18 protein-coding genes and 1 pseudogene are annotated in these 19,475 nt (G+C 42.6%); 7 read left to right on the forward strand and 12 right to left on the reverse strand.

Going from position 1 to position 19,475, the window contains the following annotated elements; genetic code table 11:
- Positions 1 to 3 precede the first annotated feature (3 nt).
- Positions 4 to 342, reverse strand: a complete 339-nt coding sequence (gene rpsF / locus EQY75_RS07670; RefSeq protein WP_129604539.1) for a 30S ribosomal protein S6 — start codon at positions 340 to 342, stop codon at positions 4 to 6.
- A 233-nt stretch (positions 343 to 575) separates the two neighbouring features.
- On the opposite strand from rpsF, the gene EQY75_RS07675 reads away from it, so the two are divergent.
- Positions 576 to 1,268 carry a LytR/AlgR family response regulator transcription factor gene (locus tag EQY75_RS07675; protein WP_129604542.1) on the forward strand — a complete coding sequence of 231 codons (693 nt, stop codon included), beginning with the start codon at positions 576 to 578 and terminating at the stop codon, positions 1,266 to 1,268.
- A gap of 125 nt (positions 1,269 to 1,393) precedes the next feature.
- Here EQY75_RS07675 and priA read toward each other — a convergent pair whose 3' ends face one another.
- The 4 genes and pseudogenes from priA to nadC all read right to left on the reverse strand — a co-directional run bounded on the left by priA (position 1,394) and on the right by nadC (position 5,995).
- Positions 1,394 to 3,724 carry a replication restart helicase PriA gene (gene priA, locus EQY75_RS07680; protein WP_342773968.1) on the reverse strand — a complete coding sequence of 777 codons (2,331 nt, stop codon included), beginning with the start codon at positions 3,722 to 3,724 and terminating at the stop codon, positions 1,394 to 1,396.
- Positions 3,725 to 3,733: 9 nt separating this feature from the next.
- Positions 3,734 to 4,168: a DUF2147 domain-containing protein gene (locus tag EQY75_RS07685; protein WP_246019825.1), complete on the reverse strand. Its 435-nt coding sequence runs from the start codon at positions 4,166 to 4,168 to the stop codon at positions 3,734 to 3,736.
- Complete coding sequence (locus tag EQY75_RS07690; RefSeq protein ID WP_129604545.1) at positions 4,161 to 5,138, reverse strand: YihY/virulence factor BrkB family protein; 978 nt, start codon at positions 5,136 to 5,138, stop codon at positions 4,161 to 4,163. The genes EQY75_RS07685 and EQY75_RS07690 overlap by 8 nt, the downstream gene beginning before the upstream one ends.
- Positions 5,139 to 5,995, reverse strand: a pseudogene (gene nadC / locus EQY75_RS07695) (carboxylating nicotinate-nucleotide diphosphorylase).
- 82 nt (positions 5,996 to 6,077) lie between these two features.
- On the opposite strand from nadC, the gene rlmH reads away from it, so the two are divergent.
- Positions 6,078 to 6,551 (forward strand): 23S rRNA (pseudouridine(1915)-N(3))-methyltransferase RlmH, encoded by a 474-nt coding sequence (rlmH, locus tag EQY75_RS07700; RefSeq protein ID WP_129604548.1) that lies wholly within the window; start codon positions 6,078 to 6,080, stop codon positions 6,549 to 6,551.
- Here the strand turns inward: rlmH and serA are convergent.
- Positions 6,545 to 8,437, reverse strand: coding sequence for a phosphoglycerate dehydrogenase (gene serA, locus EQY75_RS07705; protein ID WP_129604551.1), 1,893 nt, complete (start codon positions 8,435 to 8,437; stop codon positions 6,545 to 6,547). The two genes, rlmH and serA, sit on opposite strands and share 7 nt — an antisense overlap.
- 181 nt (positions 8,438 to 8,618) lie before the next feature.
- Here serA and EQY75_RS07710 point away from each other — a divergent pair, with 181 nt between their 5' ends.
- Positions 8,619 to 10,598 carry a glycoside hydrolase family 3 protein gene (locus EQY75_RS07710; RefSeq protein ID WP_129604554.1) on the forward strand — a complete coding sequence of 660 codons (1,980 nt, stop codon included), beginning with the start codon at positions 8,619 to 8,621 and terminating at the stop codon, positions 10,596 to 10,598.
- Here EQY75_RS07710 and EQY75_RS07715 read toward each other — a convergent pair.
- The 3 genes from EQY75_RS07715 to EQY75_RS07725 all read right to left on the reverse strand — a co-directional run bounded on the left by EQY75_RS07715 (position 10,583) and on the right by EQY75_RS07725 (position 12,449).
- Complete coding sequence (locus EQY75_RS07715) at positions 10,583 to 11,281, reverse strand: DUF3307 domain-containing protein (RefSeq protein WP_129604557.1); 699 nt, start codon at positions 11,279 to 11,281, stop codon at positions 10,583 to 10,585. The two genes, EQY75_RS07710 and EQY75_RS07715, sit on opposite strands and share 16 nt — an antisense overlap.
- A complete protein-coding gene (locus tag EQY75_RS07720) occupies positions 11,278 to 11,889 on the reverse strand; it encodes a hypothetical protein (RefSeq protein WP_129604560.1) in 612 nt (203 codons plus the stop codon). The genes EQY75_RS07715 and EQY75_RS07720 overlap by 4 nt, the downstream gene beginning before the upstream one ends.
- A gap of 107 nt (positions 11,890 to 11,996) precedes the next feature.
- Positions 11,997 to 12,449 (reverse strand): methyltransferase family protein, encoded by a 453-nt coding sequence (locus EQY75_RS07725; RefSeq protein WP_129604563.1) that lies wholly within the window; start codon positions 12,447 to 12,449, stop codon positions 11,997 to 11,999.
- 75 nt (positions 12,450 to 12,524) lie between these two features.
- On the opposite strand from EQY75_RS07725, the gene EQY75_RS07730 reads away from it, so the two are divergent.
- The 4 genes from EQY75_RS07730 (at position 12,525) to EQY75_RS07745 (ending at position 17,751) form a co-directional block, all read left to right on the forward strand.
- The gene (locus EQY75_RS07730) at positions 12,525 to 13,103 is read left to right on the forward strand and encodes a non-canonical purine NTP diphosphatase (protein WP_129604566.1); all 579 of its coding nucleotides are present in this window, start codon (positions 12,525 to 12,527) and stop codon (positions 13,101 to 13,103) included.
- Positions 13,104 to 13,283: 180 nt separating this feature from the next.
- Positions 13,284 to 15,050, forward strand: a complete 1,767-nt coding sequence (locus EQY75_RS07735) for a DEAD/DEAH box helicase (RefSeq protein ID WP_129604569.1) — start codon at positions 13,284 to 13,286, stop codon at positions 15,048 to 15,050.
- 67 nt (positions 15,051 to 15,117) lie between these two features.
- Positions 15,118 to 15,900, forward strand: coding sequence for a carboxypeptidase-like regulatory domain-containing protein (locus EQY75_RS07740; protein ID WP_165200677.1), 783 nt, complete (start codon positions 15,118 to 15,120; stop codon positions 15,898 to 15,900).
- Positions 15,901 to 16,014: 114 nt separating this feature from the next.
- Positions 16,015 to 17,751: an alpha-amylase family glycosyl hydrolase gene (locus tag EQY75_RS07745; protein ID WP_425462142.1), complete on the forward strand. Its 1,737-nt coding sequence runs from the start codon at positions 16,015 to 16,017 to the stop codon at positions 17,749 to 17,751.
- 64 nt (positions 17,752 to 17,815) lie between these two features.
- Here the strand turns inward: EQY75_RS07745 and EQY75_RS07750 are convergent, their stop codons facing one another.
- Genes EQY75_RS07750 through EQY75_RS07760 form a run of 3 tightly spaced genes read right to left on the reverse strand, consistent with a single transcriptional unit; the run spans position 17,816 to position 19,433 of the window.
- Positions 17,816 to 18,196 carry a VOC family protein gene (locus EQY75_RS07750; protein ID WP_129604574.1) on the reverse strand — a complete coding sequence of 127 codons (381 nt, stop codon included), beginning with the start codon at positions 18,194 to 18,196 and terminating at the stop codon, positions 17,816 to 17,818.
- An 11-nt stretch (positions 18,197 to 18,207) separates the two neighbouring features.
- Positions 18,208 to 18,732 carry an SRPBCC family protein gene (locus tag EQY75_RS07755; protein ID WP_129604576.1) on the reverse strand — a complete coding sequence of 175 codons (525 nt, stop codon included), beginning with the start codon at positions 18,730 to 18,732 and terminating at the stop codon, positions 18,208 to 18,210.
- Positions 18,733 to 18,776: 44 nt separating this feature from the next.
- Complete coding sequence (locus EQY75_RS07760; RefSeq protein WP_129604579.1) at positions 18,777 to 19,433, reverse strand: TrmH family RNA methyltransferase; 657 nt, start codon at positions 19,431 to 19,433, stop codon at positions 18,777 to 18,779.
- Positions 19,434 to 19,475 lie beyond the last annotated feature (42 nt).

The following is a 19,475-nucleotide window of genomic DNA, read 5'->3' on the forward strand; positions in this document are numbered from 1 at the left end:
TCCTTACGCTTTAGCTTTTAATCTAGTTCTTCTTTTCTCAGCCCACTCTATAGCGTGCTTGTCTAACTTTACGGTGAGGAATCGCATGATGCGTTCATCCCTGCGAAATTCCTGCTCATACGGAGCAATTACTTCACCGGTTGCCGTAAATTCGAACAAATGGTAAAAGCCACTTTTTTTGTGTTGTATGGGATATGCCAATTTTTTCAGGCCCCAATTCTCTTTTGACACCATTTTGGCGCCATTCTTAATTAAGAAATCTTCAAATTTCTTAACTGTTTCCTCTATCTGAACATCAGATAGAACGGGATTTAAAATGAAAACAGTTTCGTAATGATTCATATTGTTATACTATTTTTAGGAGCGCAAAAGTAATAATTCTTCCTTCTATTTACAAGAAATTAAATATTTCTTCGTTATTGGTACTATAATGTTTCAAATTGAACTTAACCTATAAACCTAAATTATGCGCATTATCGACATCATTATGTAAGTAAATGTTCACAACTTTAATTGTATTTGAACCGTTTTTTTATGTAATTTGTCGATGATTTAACCCCACAAATCAACCCTTTATGAAATTAAGAAGTATAGTTGTTGACGATTCATCTATGCAGCGAATGGCAGTTGCAAAGCTGGTGAATAATCATCCGAATTTAGCCCTGGTTGCGGAGTACAGCAACGCCATTGAAGCCAAGAACGGCATCAAGAACAATGAGATCGATCTGATCTTTCTGGATGTAGAGATGCCAATCATCAGCGGTTTCGATCTGTTGGAGTCCCTTGAAAACAGTCCGCAAGTCATCCTAATCACCGGAAAACCTGATTATGCTCTTAAAGCATTTGATTATGATGTAACCGATTATTTGCACAAGCCAATTACGATGGCCCGCTTTGATGCTTCTGTAAAAAGAGCTGTGGCTAAGTACGAGCAAATGAACCAGGTAGCCGAAGACGAGGAGCATATCTTTGTTAAGAGTAATCTTAAGAAAAGAAAAGTAATCCTCAACGATATCAAGTGGATAGAAGCTCTTGGTGACTATATTAAATTAGTTACCGACGAGGCAAATATTGTGATTCTTTCAACCATGAAGGCCTTTGAAAAGCAATTACCTGCGGAAAAATTCCTCAGAATCCACAAATCGTATATTGTCAATCTGGAAAAGATTGAGAAATTTAACAGTAAAAATGTAGAGGTTAGTGGCAGATCTATTCCGCTTTCCCGAAATAAGAAAACAGAACTGGCCGAGGCGTTAAGCAACGTTTAATCAAAAGTAGTCTACGTCGTAGATTACCCGCACGCTTCTGTACAGAGAAATAGCATTGAAGGAATTCTCGATTCTTTTAATGCTATTTTTTGTTTTGGACAGGGACTGTCCTTTCGGTATTTTAATCAAACCTGTTTAATGTATCGGTTCCTGATTCTCGCAACCGGAGGAAACTCAGGGCCGAGGACCTGATTGCCAAAAACATTGCGCAAGCCTTTGCCAAACCAGTTTGTTGCTTCATTTAGCGTATTGTACTCTTTGTGCCTGAAACTGATCTTAATGATTCGGTTTACAGGGGGATAGTGGTATTCCCTGCGCTGATCCATCTGATCCTGATACAGGGCGTGATAGTCTCCCGAAACCACCTGTTGTAAAACCGTGTGTCCCGGATTGTAGGTCTGAATGAGCACTATCCCTCTTTTTTCTGTTCTGCCGGCCCTGCCCGCAACCTGTGTCAGTAATTGAAAACTTCGTTCATGAGCTCTGAAATCAGGGAAATTTAAAAGCGAATCGGCATTCATGATCCCAACCAGGTTAACATGCCTGAAATCCAGTCCTTTTGTGACCATCTGCGTGCCCACCAGAATATCAAACTCTTTATTGGCAAAAGCGGTGATGATTTTCTCATAGGCGTATTTTCCGCGGGTGGTATCGAGATCCATACGCCCTACCCTCGCCTCGGGAAACAATCCTTCCAATTCTTTTTCAATTTGCTCCGTACCAAAGCCCTTGGTATCGAGTGTTGCATTTCCACAAGCCTTGCATTGAGGTTGCATCAGTTCGTGAAATCCGCAATAATGGCATCTCAACTGATTCTTTCCCTGGTGATAGGTAAGGCTTACATCACAATTTGGGCATTGTGGGGCGTGTCCGCAGCTTGTACATTCTACAATTGGGGCGTACCCCCTACGGTTTTGAAAGAGGATCACCTGTTCCCCCTGGCCCAAGGTATTTTCGATTTCTTTTTGGAGGGCTTCACTAAAATGCCCCGTCATCCTTTTTCTTCGCGAAGCGTCCCGTATATCAACTAAATGCACCTCAGGCAATAGCATCCCTCCATAGCGATGTTCCATTTTCGAATAACCGTATTTACCCGTCTTCACATTGTAGAAGCTCTCTAAACTGGGTGTTGCTGAACCCAGCAAAACTTTTGCCCCGTGTAGCCTCGCCAAAACTATTGCGGCATCCCTCGCATGGTATCTGGGAGCCGGATCATACTGTTTAAATGAATTCTCGTGTTCCTCATCGACAACTACCAGCCCTAATTGAGTAAAAGGAAGGAAAAGGGAGGATCTCGCCCCGATAACTACCTGGGCCTTCTCCGCTCCCCGACGAACATTATTCCACACCTCCACCCTTTCATTGAGACTGAATTTTGAATGAAAAACAGATACTTTCTCACCAAAGCATTGCTGTAAGCGAGATATAAGTTGAGTGGTAAGTGCAATCTCCGGCAGAAGATAAAGTACTTGTTTTTCCTCCCTGATAAAGGATTCCATGAGCGTCATGTAAACTTCGGTTTTACCTGAAGAAGTAACACCGTGAAGCAGGCTTACATCTTTTTCCAGAAAAGCAGTCGTGATTTCATTCAGGCTGATTTTCTGAAAATCCTTTAATTCAGGTTTTTTCTTAAAACTCGGATCACCATCAAATGAGATCCGGTCAGTCCTGATCATCTTCTCTTCAAGTATGCCTTTATCAATCAAAGTCCTGATCACTGAAGAGGTAGTTCCACTCCTTTTTTGCAAATCAACGGTGCTCATGGGTTTTTTGGATTCAGCCTGAGCCTGAAAAAGGGTGAGTAAAACTTGTCGCTGTTTAGGAGCCCTGCTCATCTCATCCAACAAAGTAACCAGTGCTTCTTCGGATTCGTATTGGGCATCCAAACGTACCGTCCGAATTTCCTTGGGTTTGTATTGGCTGTGTAAGGTTTCCTGAAGAAGGATGTACCCCCTTTCCAACATGCGGTTCAATAAAGGCAATACCGTCTTTTTTTCAAGTATTTCGCTAACCTCCTTGATCTTAAGGGATCCCTTGTTTTCCAGAGCTTCAAGGATCATAAATTCCTGATTCCCTAATAAATGTTCTTCAACATTTACGTTCGTGTTTTTGAGAACCAGTGTTTCGCTTTCTAGCAAAAAGGCACTGGGCACGGCCGATCTGAATACTTCGCCCAAAGTACACATGTAATAATTTGCTATCCACTGCCAGTGTCTGAGTTGAATTTCGTTGACCAATGGCACTGTATCGATGACCTCATGAATCTCTTTAGCTTCATACGCATGAGGCGGGTTGTTGTGAACTTCGTAAACCAGTGCAGTGTAAATCTTGGATTTCCCGAAGGGTACAGCGAGGCGCATTCCTTGCCTGAGAGCCGATGCGATATCCGAATCTACCCTGTAGGTGAATAACCTCTCAAGAGGAATGGGCAAGACAACATCTACGTAGAATTCCATAGGTACCGTTTAAGAAGATACTCTTCTCCAGATCTGTGTTCTAAAAAAGAAGGCCACATATCCCCTAACCTTTAATTGATTTGGATTTTCGGGATTAATGAAAATTTTACAGCGGTATTCTTTCCCCGACTCCGGATCCAGAATAGTCCCATCTCCGTATTCATTCTCCCCGATTTTTTGAAGGCCGCTAAAAACTATCATCCCCTCAATGGGTTGGTCTTTTTTTGGACCCTTGCATTTAACACAAAGGGCATCTTCTCTTCCATCGACAAGAATTTCAACCACTTTTGCAAACAGCTCGCCATCTTTTTCGTAAATCTCAAGGATGGATTTTGGTTTTTCGGTAACATCGTCAATAGTTTTCCACAATCCGAGGACCGACTGTGCACTTAGGTCCATCAGCATGAGAAAAAAAACAGGAAAAAGGAACAGCCTTTTATTCATCTTCAGATTTTGAGTTCATGTTCTGCCTCAGGCTGGTCAGTGTTGCATTAAGTTCAAAGCCCAAAAGAAGGATATTCGAGTTCAACCAGATATAGACCATTAAAATGAGGAGTCCTCCCAGGGCACCGTACAATTCATTATAGCGGGCAAATTTTTCAATATACAGACCGAAGAGATAAGAGGTTAGAAGGAAAAGCAAGGTGGTCATCAGGGCACCGTATGAAAAGAAACGAGCCTGCTTTCCCTCACGGGTACCGAAGTAATATAAAATTGCCGTGGTAAAATAAGAAAGTACCGAAAAAAACAAGATTTTACCTGCTCGAGCGCCAACAAGGTCATTGGGGTCTGTGGCTGTGCCACTCGATTCGGCGGCCCATACGTTTAAATATTCAAGGGTGTATTCAAAATAAACAAAGGCTACGGCACCTACGATAAGCAGAATGGACAAGATAATTCCAACCATTAGGGCATATGCATATTGTTTAAAGAAATTACGTGTTAGGATGATATGATAAGAAGTTTCAAAACCTCCGAAAATCGCATTAACCCCATTAGTCATTAAGAAGATAGAAAGTACAAAGGCTGAGGATAAAAGACCACCCTGTTTTTGGTCCTTGATCTGTGTATAAATTTCTCCGAAATAATCACTTGTAGCCGAAGGCAGGAAAGATTCGAGAAATCTGAGAAACTGAGTGTCGAAATCCTGACTGCCAACGCTAACCAGCGGAATGACAAAAGGGACTAAGGTTACAAGGAAAATCAGGAGGGGAAACAAGGCCATAAAGAGACTAAAGGCTATGGAACTGGCCCTTGTAGACAATGCTCCCTGCACAATTCCTATAATATACATTTCGAGGAGATCGTAAAGGGAAAGTCCTTCCAAGCCTGCGAGCTTGATTTTCTTCAGCAGGGCAACCAACCAATTGATGACCGGTATCTTTTCCAGCTTTTCCTCAACTTCCTTTGTCATCTATACGGCTTTAAGGCTCAGGTCTTTATTGCTAACGGAATGGGTAAGGGCCCCGGATGAAATATAGTGTACCCCGCATTCGGCATATTTCCGCAAGGTGGCTTCATTTATCCCTCCCGAGGATTCTGTGAGGCAGCGATCTCCGATCATTTCTACGGCTGTTATGGTATCTGCATAGTTGAAGTTATCGAGTAAAATACGGTATACTCCCTCCGACCTGAGGATCTCCTCAACCTCCTTCAGATTCCTGGCTTCTACAATGATTTTAAGGTTTTTCTGATGTTGCTTTAAATACGTTTTTGTCTGCTGGATGGCCTTGGTGATCCCCCCGCAAAGTCGATGTGATTATCCTTCAGCATAATCATATCGTAAAGTGCAAACCGATGGTTCTCACCACCTCCTATCCTCACCGCCCATTTCTCAATTGCTCTGATTCCCGGAGTTGTTTTCCTGGTATCGAGAATTTTGGTGTTTGTGCCCTCGAGGAGTGCCACGTATTTAGCTGTTTTTGTTGCGATGGCACTCATCCGCTGCATAGCGTTTAACACCAATCGTTCTGCCTTGAGGATACTTTGGGATGAACCACTCACATAAAAGACCACATCACCGAATTTCACAGGTTGCCCATCCTGAATTCTTACTTCAATTTCCAGATCACTGTCTACGTATTCAAAAACCTGCCTGGCGAATTGTACCCCTGCAATCACACATTCTTCTTTCACCAACAGCTTGGCCTTACCCTTTGCTGATGCCGGAATACAAGCCAGAGAACTGTGATCTCCATCTCCAACATCCTCCCTAATCCCGTTTTTTATAATTTGTGCTATTTCTTTAGCCAGGGCTTCTTCCGAAATCATAGGTTTCATTTATAAGGCTAAAATTACTAAAAACAAATGCCAACTGAGAATATGAATTTGTCGAATCTTTTACCTTTGGAACATGAAAATTAAACTGTTGGTAGTTGGTAAAACGGAGAAAAAGGAATTGCAATCCCTGATCGGGGACTATCAAAAAAGGCTTAGCCATTATATCAACTTTCAACTTGAGGTCATCCCCTCCCCTAAAGCGGCAAAAAACAGATCTGTCCCTGAACAAAAGCAACTGGAAGGACAGGCTATCCTCTCGCAGATAAATTCATCTGACATCTTAGTACTCCTGGATGAAAATGGCCAAACTTATAGCTCCAAGGGCTTTGCAAAGGAATTACAAAAGTATATGAACGCAGGAACAAGGCAATTGGTCTTTGTTATCGGAGGTCCCTTTGGATTTAGTGAAGAAGTATACAGCAGGTCCAGAACAAAAATAAGCCTGTCACGCATGACATTCTCTCATCAGATGATCCGTTTATTTTTTACTGAACAACTCTATCGCGCCTTTACTATCCTGAGAAACGAGTCTTACCACCATCAATAAAGAACTCTGAATTTGATGGTGTGTTCTACCTTTTTCAAGGCTTTGATCACGTCCTTGTTGTAATCTTTATCCAGATCGGTAATCACGTACCCCAGGTCTTTATTGGTAGAGAGATATTGCCCGGAGATATTCATTTCGTAATGCGCCAGTACTTCGTTGATCCGCGCCATCACACCTGGCAGATTCCGGTGAATGTGAAGGAATCGATGGGCATTTTGTTGTTTGGGCAATCGGATATTCGGGAAATTAAGGGCATCCTTGGTATTTCCTGAATTGATATAATCCATGATCTTATTGGGCACAAAATCGGCGATATTCATCTGCGCCTCCTGAGTACTACCCCCAATATGAGGAGTGAGAATCACATTGGATAATCCCTGCAAAGGAGTTTTAAAGCTTCCGTTACTTCTCGGTTCCTCAGGAAATACATCAATGGCCGCTCCGGCTATTTTCTTTTCCCTTAACGCTTTCTCCAGCGCCGGGATATCCACAACAAAACCCCTTGAAAGATTAATAAGATATGCCCCATCGCGCATTTGATGTAATTCTCTGTCTCCTATAAAATTCTTATTGGATTTATTGTCGTCAATGTGCAGGGAGACCACATCTGACACATTGAGTAAATCTTCAAGACTGTTGCACCTTTTTGCATTTCCCAGGGCCAGTCGATCTTCCAGATCGTAATAATAAACCCGCATACCCAGGGCTTCCGCCAGTACGGAGAGTTGTTTCCCAATATTTCCATAACCGACAATACCCAGATTCTTCCCTCTTACTTCAGCGGAGTTGGCAGCCGTTTTATTCCATTGTCCGTTGTGAATCTCCACGCTTCTGGGAAAGACATTTCGCATGAGCATGATGATTTGCCCTATAGCCAGTTCTACAACAGACCTGGTATTGCTGTAGGGAGCATTAAATACCACGATCCCCTTTTTCTGGCAGTAGTCCAGATCGATCTGCGTTGTCCCAATACAAAAAGCCCCAATAACTAATAGTTTATTGGCCGCATCCAGCACCCTGGGAGTGATTTGAGTCTTGGATCGAATCCCCAGTACATGTACTCCTTTAATTTTTTCGATCAGCTCTTCCTCGGTCAGACTCCGATCGACTAACTCAACAGAAAAGCCATCTTCCGATAAATTGTCGAATGCGATAGGGTGAACATTTTCGAGCAAAAGGATCTTGATCCTGTTTTTCGGGTATGACAGATTTCTTGGGAGGTCGTTCACGAAAAGGAATTCATCCAGGTTAGGTGCTACGTGATCTGCGTTGGAGGCTGCTTTCTCCCGATGAACGTTTTCGGTATAGGCGAAGAATTTATGCGCGATTCCCGCTTCCCGCATCACATAGTCGCTGTAGCCATCACCAATCACCTGCACTTCCCCGTCCAGGTCCAGTTCCTTCAGACAGGCTATCTTTCCGTTATGACTTGCGAGAACATTATCTTCGTCAAATCCTGTGATATTTCCGTCTTCATCAAAAGTAAATGTATTGGCATATACTCGGTCTGATGGAATATTGTATTCCTCCACAATAGGATCAATAAATTCTTTGAAGCCGCAGGAAATTACGTAAATATCATCTGAGTACTTTTCAAAGAATTCTTTGTTAGAGGCGATAGATTTTGAAATCTTCTTCCTTAATTCTTCAACAAGGGGCTCGAGATGTTTTTTATTTGCCTGCAACAGTCGGATCCTTCGTTCCAGAGACTCTGTGAAAGATATATCCCCGTCAATCCCGAGGTTAGTGATATGTTGTATTTCTTTGATGACCGCATCCCTGTCATCGCGGTTGTTCAGGGTCATTTCCGCAAGTACATCCAGGGCTTCCACCCGGGTTAATGTACTGTCAAAATCAAAAACATACTTCCTCGCCACGGTTATCATATAATGGTGTTAAAGGTTGTAAAAGTAGAAATATTTGAGGTCCGATACATGATTTCCCACTAAAAGTTCGAGATCGTTGTTTTATTGCCCCAATTGATAAAATATTCGCTTATTTTTAAACACTTTGTTGTGAAATTTCTATTATCCCCTGCATTCTACGATTTTAAATTTTAATTGCATTATGAAAAAAATTTTAAAGATTGTAAAAGTGATTATCCTCTCCCTGATCGTTATTCTCCTACTGACCTATGCAGTGATTTATCTCATAATGAAAATGGATTCCAGATCCAATTTTGCCCTTTTAGGTCCGGAAGCCCCAATACTTCAAATGGGAGATAAGATGATTCGGGATCTGAATAAAAATGGCCAGGTAGACGTGTATGAAAATCCTGATTATGCAGTTGAAAAACGTGTTGGGGACCTGATTAATCAAATGACTCTGGAAGAAAAAGCAGGACTGTTATTTGTGACCATGATTGCAGCCACTCCGGACGGTGAGCTTATGGAAACACCAATTTTATCTTTAGATCCACTCACAACCATGATGTCTGTCTATTTCCCTTCTAATTCAGAACTGATCGCAAAAAAGAAAATTAACAGCATGAACATACTGGGCTCATCAGATGCTGTAGCTCTGGCAAGATATAACAACAACATCCAAAAGATGGCCGAAAGAACCCGCCTTGGCATACCTGTTACCCTTGCCACCGATCCCAGACATGGCACTGAAAACAAAATTGGAACCACAATCTATACCCCTGCTTTTTCCGAATGGCCCAACTCCCTTGGGCTGGCCGCTACCCGTGATACTCTTTTGGTCAGGGAATTTGGCGAGATTGCGAGGCAGGAATACCTTGCCGTAGGTTTGCGGCTGGCATTACACCCTATGGCCGACCTTGCAACCGAACCTCGCTGGGCGAGGACCAATGGAACATTTGGTGAGGACGCCAATTTATCCGCGGCCATGACAAAAGCTTACGTTCGTGGTTTTCAAGGCGATACTTTAAACAATCGTAGCGTAGCCTGCATGACGAAGCATTTTTCCGGAGGGGGACCCCAGAAAGACGGCGAAGATGCCCATTTCCCTTATGGTAAAGAGCAGGTTTATCCGGGTAACAATTTTGATTATCATCTCATTCCTTTTATCGAGGGTGCATTCCCGGCGAATACGGCTCAAATCATGCCTTATTACGGCATTCCTATGGATCAGACCAGTGAGAATGTAGCCTTCGGATTTAATAAGGAGATAATCACCGGGCTGCTCCGCGATTCGCTGAACTTCAACGGGGTAGTCTGCACAGACTGGAATATTATTACCGATTCAAGAATATCTGAAGGCAGAGCCTGGGGAGTGGAACATCTGAGCGTAAAAGAACGTGTTAAAAAGGTACTTGATGCCGGCTGTGATCAGTTTGGAGGTGAAAGCATTCCGGAGGTCATCGTAGAGCTGGTCAAAGAAGGTAAAGTTAGTCTCGATAGGCTCGATACCTCGGTGAAAAGAGTACTTAGAGATAAATTTACTCTGGGGCTCTTTGACGATCCCTATGTCGATGAAAATAAAGCCGAGGAGATTGCCGGAAGAGAAGATTTTAGAAGACAGGGTAAATTGGCCCAGGCAAAATCGACTATCTTATTGAAAAACAAAGGTTTGTTGCCTCTAATGGAAGGGACCAGGGTTTATGCCGAAGGAATAGAGGAAATGCAGTATCTGGAGAACTACGGGTATTTGGTCAATTCACCTGAAGATGCCGATGTTATCCTAAAACGCCTTGACACGCCCTTTGAACCGAGATCGGAGTCTTTTATTGAAAACTTTTTTCATCAGGGTAGATTGTATTTTACAGAAGAAGAATCCAGGGAAATCCTGGCTCTTATCAGCCAAAAACCCTCTATCACCATCTTCAACCTGGAAAGACCTGCAATCATTACGGAAATCGATTCTAAAAGTTCTGCGGTGCTGGCAGAATTTGGCACCAGCGATGAAATCCTCGCCGAACTGCTTTTTGGTAAATTGGAACCCGAGGGGAAGTTACCCTTCGAGTTACCGTCGAGTTGGGAAGCAGTCCTGGAACAAAAAGAAGACGTAGCAAGTGACTCCAAAAATCATTTATATCCCTTTGGATACGGCCTCAACTACCGGGAAGATCAGAAGGAGAGATAAATCAGACCGGTAAGTATCGCCAAACCAAAACTCATTAGGGTTCCAATGAGGATGTATTCCGTTAGTTTACGGCTATTGCTTTCTTTCAGATCGTTAAATCGAAAGACCGATTTGGCTGTGATTAAAAGTCCGATACCTTCCCAACGACCTGTCATGATAAATATCAAAACGAAAAGGCGTTCTATCATTCCAATGTACTTACCGGCATTGGGCAGCGATTTGTGATCCAGGGAGATCTGTTTTGACATCTTTTCAAGCAGGATATTCATCAGGATAGCGCAGGGAAATGTCAGGAAGAAAACTGCCGTGACCAATCCCCAATTGATCATGCCGATCAGATAGTCTATCTGCCCAATTATATTTCCGTAGTACGCACATCCGAATAAAATTAAAATATGAAATACCTGGTCCACTATAAAGGGAATGCTCTTATTGGAAAATCGCGATTGGGAATACAGTTTTCCCAGGTCGATAACATAATGAGACAAAGCAACTACAAGGGCAATGCGCCAGTAGGTATAATTCCCCAGCAGCAGAAGCACCAGAACAAAATGTATGAGGACGTGAAAGTATAAGTAGCGGGAGGCGATTTTATGTACCGATTTATGGATTACCCATTTGGTGGGTTGAAAAAGGAAGTCCCCCAACAGGTGTGCAAGCAGGAGTTTTATAAACACAATCATATGATCACTTCTTTAAATGTTTTATTGTAAAATGCCAACAAATCTATTACCAGGTCTGTGTGAGCTCTTTTCTGTCTCTGACTCACGGCAGATTGCTGAATGCCAAAGGATTCTGCCATCTCGTGCTGAGAAGCTCCTGGATGTCTTAAGGTCCACGCAACTGTTTCTGCTGAAGCGGTAGACCATTCATCCATAAAACTCAGAGCCATACGGATTAAAAGATTACATACCTCATCTTGTTCCGGTAATCCGCTTCTGATGGCCAGGGTTTGTTTCTCGGATTTTAGTTCCTCAAGGAGCCTGCCGGAATTCTGATAAGCCGTACCATTGGCTTCTGTGATCCGTCCTCCGGAATAGGATTCTTCCCCTATTCCTATCGCCAGTCGTACATCGAGATTTCTGAAGGATTTAATTACAGATTTAATAAGAATGGCATCCTCCAGGGCCTTATTTGCCGTGGTTTTAAATTGAAACTCATCACCCCGGTAAATATCCCAGGCTTCAGGTTGTTCACCTTTTAGTGCCAATACCTCTTTTAGCGAAGGCAGCCATGCCGCAGAAGAATACTGCCCTGAATTGACAAGGTCACCGGTTACAATCGCAATCATATTATTAGTTTAAAAGCTAATATATGTAATTATAAGTATATATACTAATATTTTTAGTTATAAGTGGTGAAATTCATGTTATAGTGCCAGATAAAATTTCGAGATCTTTAAAACCAGCGTCTTACTTTTAAACAATATTGCCGGTATTCCTTACCAAAATTCTCGAGTAGTGCAGCCTCTTCGTATTTTATCTGAATTCTGTTCATGACAGAAACAAAACCGGCGGCTATCAGCGTATTAAAGGCATTACCCAATTCTAATCCCCAGGCGATAAGAATCAGCAGCATGGCCAGGTACATGGGGTTCCTTGAAAAAGAATAAATTCCACCGGTTACCAGCGATTTGGCCTTAGAAGGTGTCAACGGATCTGTGGTGGTACGAGCGCGTAAGAACTGAATAATAGCAATACACGCAATGACTACGGCTAGCACTGCGAGTACTTTTTTTAATACGTCACGGCCAAAAAAATCAAAATAACCTACAGGTAGATAGGTCGCGAGGAGATACATCAGTAGACCGGCAATAAAAAAAATGACTACCGGAGGAAGTTTGAATTTCATAGAGTGAATACATTGAGGAATTCAAAATTACTATTTTTGGTCGCACTTTAAAGCCCAAACCGAAAGAGAGCACTAATGGAACTGGTATTTGCCACTCACAACCTCAATAAAGCAAAGGAAATTTTACTACAATTGCCTTCGCAAATTCACCTTATAACTTTAAGGGATATAGGCTGTTTGGAAGAAATTCAGGAGACCGCGAGCACTTTGCAGGGCAATGCGCTTTTAAAAGCCTCCTATGTGAAGGAAAAATACGGATTTTCTTGTTTTGCCGATGATACGGGCCTGGAAGTTTTAGCTCTTGAAGGCGCCCCGGGTGTTTACTCGGCACGATATGCCGGGGAACCAAAGAACGAAGCAGCAAATATGGCCAAACTCCTGAATGAGCTGAAGGGAAAGAAAGACAGAAGGGCTCAGTTTACAACCGTGATTGCCTTATGTTCTGACCATGGAAATCACTTTTTCAAAGGTGAAGTCAAGGGCCTAATCACCGAAAAAGCAAGAGGATCAAATGGTTTTGGATACGATCCGGTGTTTCAGCCTGAGGGTTTTGACAGGACCTTTGCGGAACTCAGTTTAGAAGAAAAGAACCAGATCAGTCACAGAGCCAGGGCTTTTAGCAAATTACTTGAGTTTCTAAGAGCTCTTAGCTGACAGACTTTGCGCATATCCATATATTTAAAAGTATATCTTACTGCGAATCAATAAATAGCAGTACCTTTGCCGCTTAATTATAGCCGCTGGTATAGCATGTGTTGCGCTGAGGATCAAAGTGTTATTTGGATAACCGCTCTATGCAACACCCATATTTGCGATTACGTAAAATAACATTAGATGAATTCATTTAAAGCGCTGGGGCTCAACAACGCCCTGCTGCAAGCTATTGAAGATTTAGGGTTTGAAACCCCATCCGAGGTCCAGGAAAAAACAATTCCAATTCTTTTACAGGACGAATCAGACCTCGTAGCCCTTGCCCAAACAGGTACAGGGAAAACTGCCGCATTTGGCTTCCCTCTCATTCAGAAAATTGAAAGCGAAAGCAGAACCACCCAGGGTCTGATCCTTTCCCCAACACGAGAGCTTTGTCTACAGATTACCAATGAGATACAACTGTACTCAAAATACGTGAAAGGGCTCAATATTGTAGCGATTTACGGAGGTGCCAGTATCATTGAGCAAGCCAGACAGATCAAAAGAGGGGCACAGATTATTGTTGCCACTCCCGGAAGGATGAAAGATATGATCGGGCGTGGAATGATTGATATCAGCAAAATAGATTATTGCATCCTCGATGAAGCCGATGAGATGTTGAACATGGGCTTTTATGAGGATATCAAGGACATTCTTTCCACTACACCTAAAGAGAAATCAACCTGGTTGTTTTCGGCTACCATGCCTAAAGAGGTTGCCACCATCGCCAAGAAATTTATGCATCAGCCTAAGGAAGTTACTGTGGGGGCAAAAAATTCAGGTGTGGACACCGTTCAGCACGAATATTATGTGGTTGGCGGTAGAGATCGTTATGAGGCTCTCAAACGTCTTGCTGATGCAAATCCCGGTATATTTTCCGTGGTCTTTTGCCGAACAAAACGTGACACTCAGAGGGTTGCAGAAAAACTTATAGAAGACGGGTACAATGCCGGTGCCTTGCACGGCGACCTTAGTCAGAACCAGCGCGATCTGGTCATGAATTCTTTTCGTAAAAAACAGATCCAAATGCTCGTAGCTACGGATGTGGCTGCCAGGGGTATTGATGTAGATGACATATCACATGTTATCAACTACCAGCTTCCTGATGAAATTGAAACTTACACCCATAGAAGCGGGCGAACAGGAAGGGCAGGTAAATCTGGGATCTCTATGGTGATCATCACCAGGAGTGAGCTCCGTAAGATCAAGACCATTGAAAATATAATCAAGCAGAAATTCGACCCCAAACAGATCCCGTCCGGAATGGAGATCTGTGAAATCCAATTGTATCATCTTGCGAGTAAGATTAGGGATACCAAAATTAACGAAGAAGTTGACCATTACCTTCCGGCCATACATGATGTTCTGGAGGGAATAGATCGCGAAGAATTGATCAAAAAGATTGTTTCTGTAGAATTCACAAGGTTCTTTGCTTATTACAGTCGGGTTAAAGACCTCAACAGTGTCGAAAGTTCAGGCAAGGGCAAAGCATCGTCCGGCTCAAAAGGATCTGATTTTAATGACAATGGTTCTGTACGATACTTCGTAAACGTTGGGGAAAGGGACGGATACGACTGGATGTCTTTAAAGGACTTTTTAAGAGACACACTAAACATTGGCAAAGATGATGTTTTCCGGGTAGACGTAAAGGACAGCTTTTCCTTTTTTAACACCGATGCCTCACTCACTGATCAGATCCTCAGTACGTTTAAAGATTTTAAAGTCGACGGCAGATTCGTCAACGTAGAAGTTTCTAAAAGTCCGGAAGGTGGCGGTCGCAAAGGAAAAGACAAAGGAAGGCGCAAGAATAAAGACAAAAGGAGGAGTGATACTAAAGATCGTTCCTACAATAAAAGTGGTGGGCGAAGAACCGGAAAGCGGAGAAGTAAAAAGAGGGACGGCTTTTATTAGTTAATTCTATATTAAAGAGGTATTAAATAAGAGGTTTTTTTGGTTTATTAGATGCCCTAGCATGAAGATGAAGTTAAAATTCTTTACTATCGTTTTATTAGTAGGCAGTTACCTGACATTCGCCCAGGAGGAAACTTCTGAAGTGATTTTACAGGAATTCAAAGCTCAGGTGATAAATGCCCAAACCGAAGAAGCACTCGAAAGTGTTCACGTAGTTAATCTCAACCAGGTCATAGGAACCATCACCGATACTGAGGGCCAATTTACGATTCAGGCCGCCGTCAATGACACCTTGTATTTTTCATATTTGGGATTTAAGTCACAAAAGATCAGAGTCACCAATGATATGTTCAAATTTATGGACACTAAAATTGCCCTGACAGAACTGGCATATGCCCTGGAAGAGGTCATCGTTCGTCCATACCAGCTTACAGGCTATCTCGAAATAGACGTGAAAAATCTACCGATCAATACTTCTTATCAGTACAGTATTTCGGGACTTTCCAAGAGTTACGAGGCTGGCAGTAAAAATCCCAGTGCGGTAACCAAAGTTTTAGGGGCGATCCTGAATCCGGCTGACCTGCTCAGAAATTTGTTTGGGAAAAAGCCCAACCAAATGAGAAAACTTCGCCTGATCAAGGAGGATGACGAAATCAGGGATCTTCTAGCCTCAAAATTTGACCGGGAGACGCTTACAGAACTCCTACAGCTTGAGAAAGTGGATATTGAAGATATCCTTTCCAACTGTAATTTTTCTAAGTCTTTTATCAGAACAGCCAACGATCTGCAAATACTCGATGCCATTAGTAGTTGTTATGAAGAGTATAAAGTTCTTAACAGGAAAAGCTAGAAAAGTCCGCCTTAGAACCTCCACTAAATAAATTTTCCTAATCCAAGATCATTTTATAGTTTTAGGCAAAATAAAAAAGCCTCTCTTGAGCTCATCCGCAAAGTATAAAGTCCTTTGTTTATTGGCCTGAAGTATGGAGAGTCTTCCTCAAATACTCTGCTTCATGAAAAAGTACTGGCCGTAGTGTGCTTTCTATGCTTGTTTGCTTCATGTAAACCCAAACCTGAGACCACAGACCAGATCGCTCTCCAAAACGAAGTGAAGGTTGAAACACTAGAAGAGATTATTCCGTTTCGCTGGGAAGCAGCCAATGTTTATTTTCTTCTTACAGACCGCTTTAATAACGGAAATCCTGAAAATGACACCAACTTTGAAAGGACCAATGAAACAGGACCACTCAGAGGATTTATGGGAGGTGATATTCAAGGAATTACGCAGAAGATAGAAGAGGGGTACTTTACAGATCTGGGAATCAACGCTATTTGGTTTACACCAGTTGTGGAACAGGTCCACGGTGATACAGATGAAGGTACCGGTAACACTTATGCTTATCACGGCTACTGGGCCAAGGACTGGACCTCTCTCGATCCCAACTTCGGAACCCGAAAAGACCTTGAGAACATGGTCAGAAAAGCTCATGAAAAGGGTATTCGAATCCTAATGGATGTAGTATTAAATCATACTGGTCCGGTGACTGACAAAGACCCAGTTTGGCCGACTGAATGGGTGATTACAGAACCTAAATGCACCTTTGAAAGTTACGAGACCACTACCGCATGTACACTGGTTGAAAATCTCCCGGATATCAGAACAAATTCTGATACCGCTGTGGAGTTACCCGACAATCTGTTGGCGAAATGGAAGGAAGAAGGCCGACTGAGTATGGAACTCGATGAGTTGCAGCTTTTCTTTGACAGAACAGGTTATCCCAGAGCCCCGCGTTTCTACATTATTAAATGGTTGTCAGATTATGTAAACGAACTCGGGATCGATGGCTTTAGGGTGGATACGGTAAAACACGCTGATGAAAAGGCCTGGGCAGAACTGTATAAAGAAGCCTCTTACGCCTTCGAAAATTGGAAAAAGAAACATCAGGATCGGGTTCTGGATGACACTCCCTTTTATATGGTTGGCGAAGTGTATAATTACGGCATCTCGGGGGGCCGCGAATTCGATTTCGGAGATAAGAAAGTAGATTATTTCGCCAATGGGTTTAACAGTCTGATCAACTTCGAGCTGAAAACAGACGCTAATAAAAGCTACGAAGAGATTTTTAAAAAATATAGTTCCCTGATTCACACCAAACTGAAAGGGGCCGGTGTTATGAATTACCTCACCTCACATGATGATGGCAGTCCTTTTGACAAGGAGAGAGAAAAGCCTTTCTTCTCGGCCAATGTATTACTGCTTACACCCGGAACTTCACAGGTGTATTACGGGGACGAAACGTCCAGAGATCTCTCCATCGAAGGCACAGTGGGAGATGCCACACTCAGATCTTTTATGAATTGGGAGCAGTTAGATAGTCCCGACACCAGGGAAGTACTCACGCATTGGCAAAAGCTTGGTAAGTTCAGAAGTCGGCACCCTGCCATCGGTGCCGGTAAACACAAGAGGCTAGCCAAAAAACCTTATGTCTTTAGTCGGACCTACACCGATGGGGATTACAAGGATAAAGTGGTGGTTGGCCTGGATCTACCAAAGGGTAAAAAATTACTTTGGGTAAAAGGGTTTTTTGGAGACGGGACCCAATTGTACGATACCTATTCGGAAACACTTGTGGAAGTTAAAAAGGGTAGCGTAACTCTTGACAACCCGTATTCAGTGGCCCTTTTAGAATTGGCTCAATAACATAGTGCATTTTCACATTTGGAGTGGGGATTCAATTATTCTAGAACTATTTTATCTGTAATAATTAATGCCTTGAATGAAGGGCCATCCTGTTTCCTTCTGTATCCGTGAATAAGGCCATATATCCTGTATCCTCACTAATCATTTTTTTGGCCTGAAGAATCTGTCCTCCGGCTTTCTCGATCTTATCGAGCTGTTCTTGTACATCACGGCAGGAAAAATAAAGCAGAGGCCCTTTTGAGGAACTCGGGTGGTAAAAATCTGAGTGCTTTACAAGAGCTCCTGAAGCTCCTGATTTTCCTTCAGCAAAAGGAAACAACCCCATCTTTAACTCGTGAAGATCCCGCAGGTGTATTTGAACATCAAAAACAGCTTCATAGAACGTTTTAGCCCTTTCCATGTCTGTAACCGGAATTTCAAACCATCCTACCATGTTTGATTCCATCTGCCTTGTTTTTATTCTAATTGTGTCTTCAGAGAGGATAATCCCTCTTCAAAATCTTTTCCCACCATTTTATCCATATTCATAAAAAGCATCATGATACTCATGGGAAATTTGTTCTTTCCTTTAAATCCCCAGGTTACCTTAGTGCTTCTTTCTTCGGCATCCTCCAGAACAAGGTAGCAGTCGGACTGGGACTTCCAGGGTTTCATAAAACGCAATTCTCCGTCGATTCGTTCCCCGGGAACTATATTTGTGATTTCTTGTTCCCCTTCACCAACTTCCTTGTTACCGTTCCAATAGCTCACCGCCCCAACTTCCCCATCGGTTCCGGTAAATTTCTTTAACATATCGGGGTCTTTTTTTGCCCACGGAGACCAGTGGTCCATATTTTTAAGGTATTTAAGGTATTCAAATACTTCATTTCTAGGTTTTGAAATTACGACCGAGCGATTCACGTCGTAAGTCTTGGGAGCAATGATGGCAAGAATAAGAATGACGGCTGCCAACACGAGCAGGATGTAGAGTGCAGTATACATTTGTCTATCAATTAGTTGGTTGAAAGGAAAGGTACAAAATCTTTCTAAATCCCTTTGTGGAATCGCGCTACAATTTTGTCAATATTCTTTATTGATTTTTTGATCCAATCGGCCCTGATCACTGCTTTTTCTTCCTTACTGAGTCGCCAGCACTGTTCGGAACTACGTAATTTTTGGGTCATCTGATGTAAAACTATGGCTGCGGCCACAGAAACATTGAGACTTTCAGTAAAACCTACCATTGGAATGTGTATGAGCTCATCAGCTTTCGCCAGCGCATCCTCTGAAAGGCCTTCTTTTTCAGTACCGAAAACAAAAGCCATCTTTTGATCAATCGGTATTTCTTCAAGCGTCTTAGCGTTGGGTTTGGAGGTCGTTGCCAGGATCCTGAATCCCTTATGCCTCAAACTTTGAATACACTCCTCAGTATCACTGTGTTTATGAATATCGGTCCATTTTTGAGCGCCAAGCGCTATTTTTTTATCCAGTCGGTCAGTAAATCTCCGTTCAATAAGATGTACATCCTGGATTCCAAAGATATCGGCAGAACGAATCACCGCACTGGCATTATGCTGATGGTATACATCCTCCATGACCACGGTAATATATCGGGTACGCCAATTCAGCACCTCTTCAAACCGCTGAAGACGCTTCTCGGAAACAAAGGTCTCGAGGTAATTAAGAAGCTTAACATCCTCCATAATCCGAATATAAGAAAAACGTATCTTTAGGTAAAAGACCCC

Origin of the sequence: Muriicola soli (genome assembly GCF_004139715.1) — a bacterium.
Lineage (GTDB): Bacteria > Bacteroidota > Bacteroidia > Flavobacteriales > Flavobacteriaceae > Muriicola > Muriicola soli.

What these genes read in the sequence shown, in the direction of transcription:
- rpsF (WP_129604539.1), bottom strand. Translation starts at nt 342, where the DNA reads ATGAATCATTACGAAACTGTTTTCATTTTAAATCCCGTTCTATCTGAT.
- EQY75_RS07675 (WP_129604542.1), top strand. Translation starts at nt 576, where the DNA reads ATGAAATTAAGAAGTATAGTTGTTGACGATTCATCTATGCAGCGAATG.
- priA (WP_342773968.1), bottom strand. Translation starts at nt 3,724, where the DNA reads ATGGAATTCTACGTAGATGTTGTCTTGCCCATTCCTCTTGAGAGGTTA.
- EQY75_RS07685 (WP_246019825.1), bottom strand. Translation starts at nt 4,168, where the DNA reads ATGAATAAAAGGCTGTTCCTTTTTCCTGTTTTTTTTCTCATGCTGATG.
- EQY75_RS07690 (WP_129604545.1), bottom strand. Translation starts at nt 5,138, where the DNA reads ATGACAAAGGAAGTTGAGGAAAAGCTGGAAAAGATACCGGTCATCAAT.
- rlmH (WP_129604548.1), top strand. Translation starts at nt 6,078, where the DNA reads ATGAAAATTAAACTGTTGGTAGTTGGTAAAACGGAGAAAAAGGAATTG.
- serA (WP_129604551.1), bottom strand. Translation starts at nt 8,437, where the DNA reads ATGATAACCGTGGCGAGGAAGTATGTTTTTGATTTTGACAGTACATTA.
- EQY75_RS07710 (WP_129604554.1), top strand. Translation starts at nt 8,619, where the DNA reads ATGAAAAAAATTTTAAAGATTGTAAAAGTGATTATCCTCTCCCTGATC.
- EQY75_RS07715 (WP_129604557.1), bottom strand. Translation starts at nt 11,281, where the DNA reads ATGATTGTGTTTATAAAACTCCTGCTTGCACACCTGTTGGGGGACTTC.
- EQY75_RS07720 (WP_129604560.1), bottom strand. Translation starts at nt 11,889, where the DNA reads ATGATTGCGATTGTAACCGGTGACCTTGTCAATTCAGGGCAGTATTCT.
- EQY75_RS07725 (WP_129604563.1), bottom strand. Translation starts at nt 12,449, where the DNA reads ATGAAATTCAAACTTCCTCCGGTAGTCATTTTTTTTATTGCCGGTCTA.
- EQY75_RS07730 (WP_129604566.1), top strand. Translation starts at nt 12,525, where the DNA reads ATGGAACTGGTATTTGCCACTCACAACCTCAATAAAGCAAAGGAAATT.
- EQY75_RS07735 (WP_129604569.1), top strand. Translation starts at nt 13,284, where the DNA reads ATGAATTCATTTAAAGCGCTGGGGCTCAACAACGCCCTGCTGCAAGCT.
- EQY75_RS07740 (WP_165200677.1), top strand. Translation starts at nt 15,118, where the DNA reads ATGAAGTTAAAATTCTTTACTATCGTTTTATTAGTAGGCAGTTACCTG.
- EQY75_RS07750 (WP_129604574.1), bottom strand. Translation starts at nt 18,196, where the DNA reads ATGGAATCAAACATGGTAGGATGGTTTGAAATTCCGGTTACAGACATG.
- EQY75_RS07755 (WP_129604576.1), bottom strand. Translation starts at nt 18,732, where the DNA reads ATGTATACTGCACTCTACATCCTGCTCGTGTTGGCAGCCGTCATTCTT.
- EQY75_RS07760 (WP_129604579.1), bottom strand. Translation starts at nt 19,433, where the DNA reads ATGGAGGATGTTAAGCTTCTTAATTACCTCGAGACCTTTGTTTCCGAG.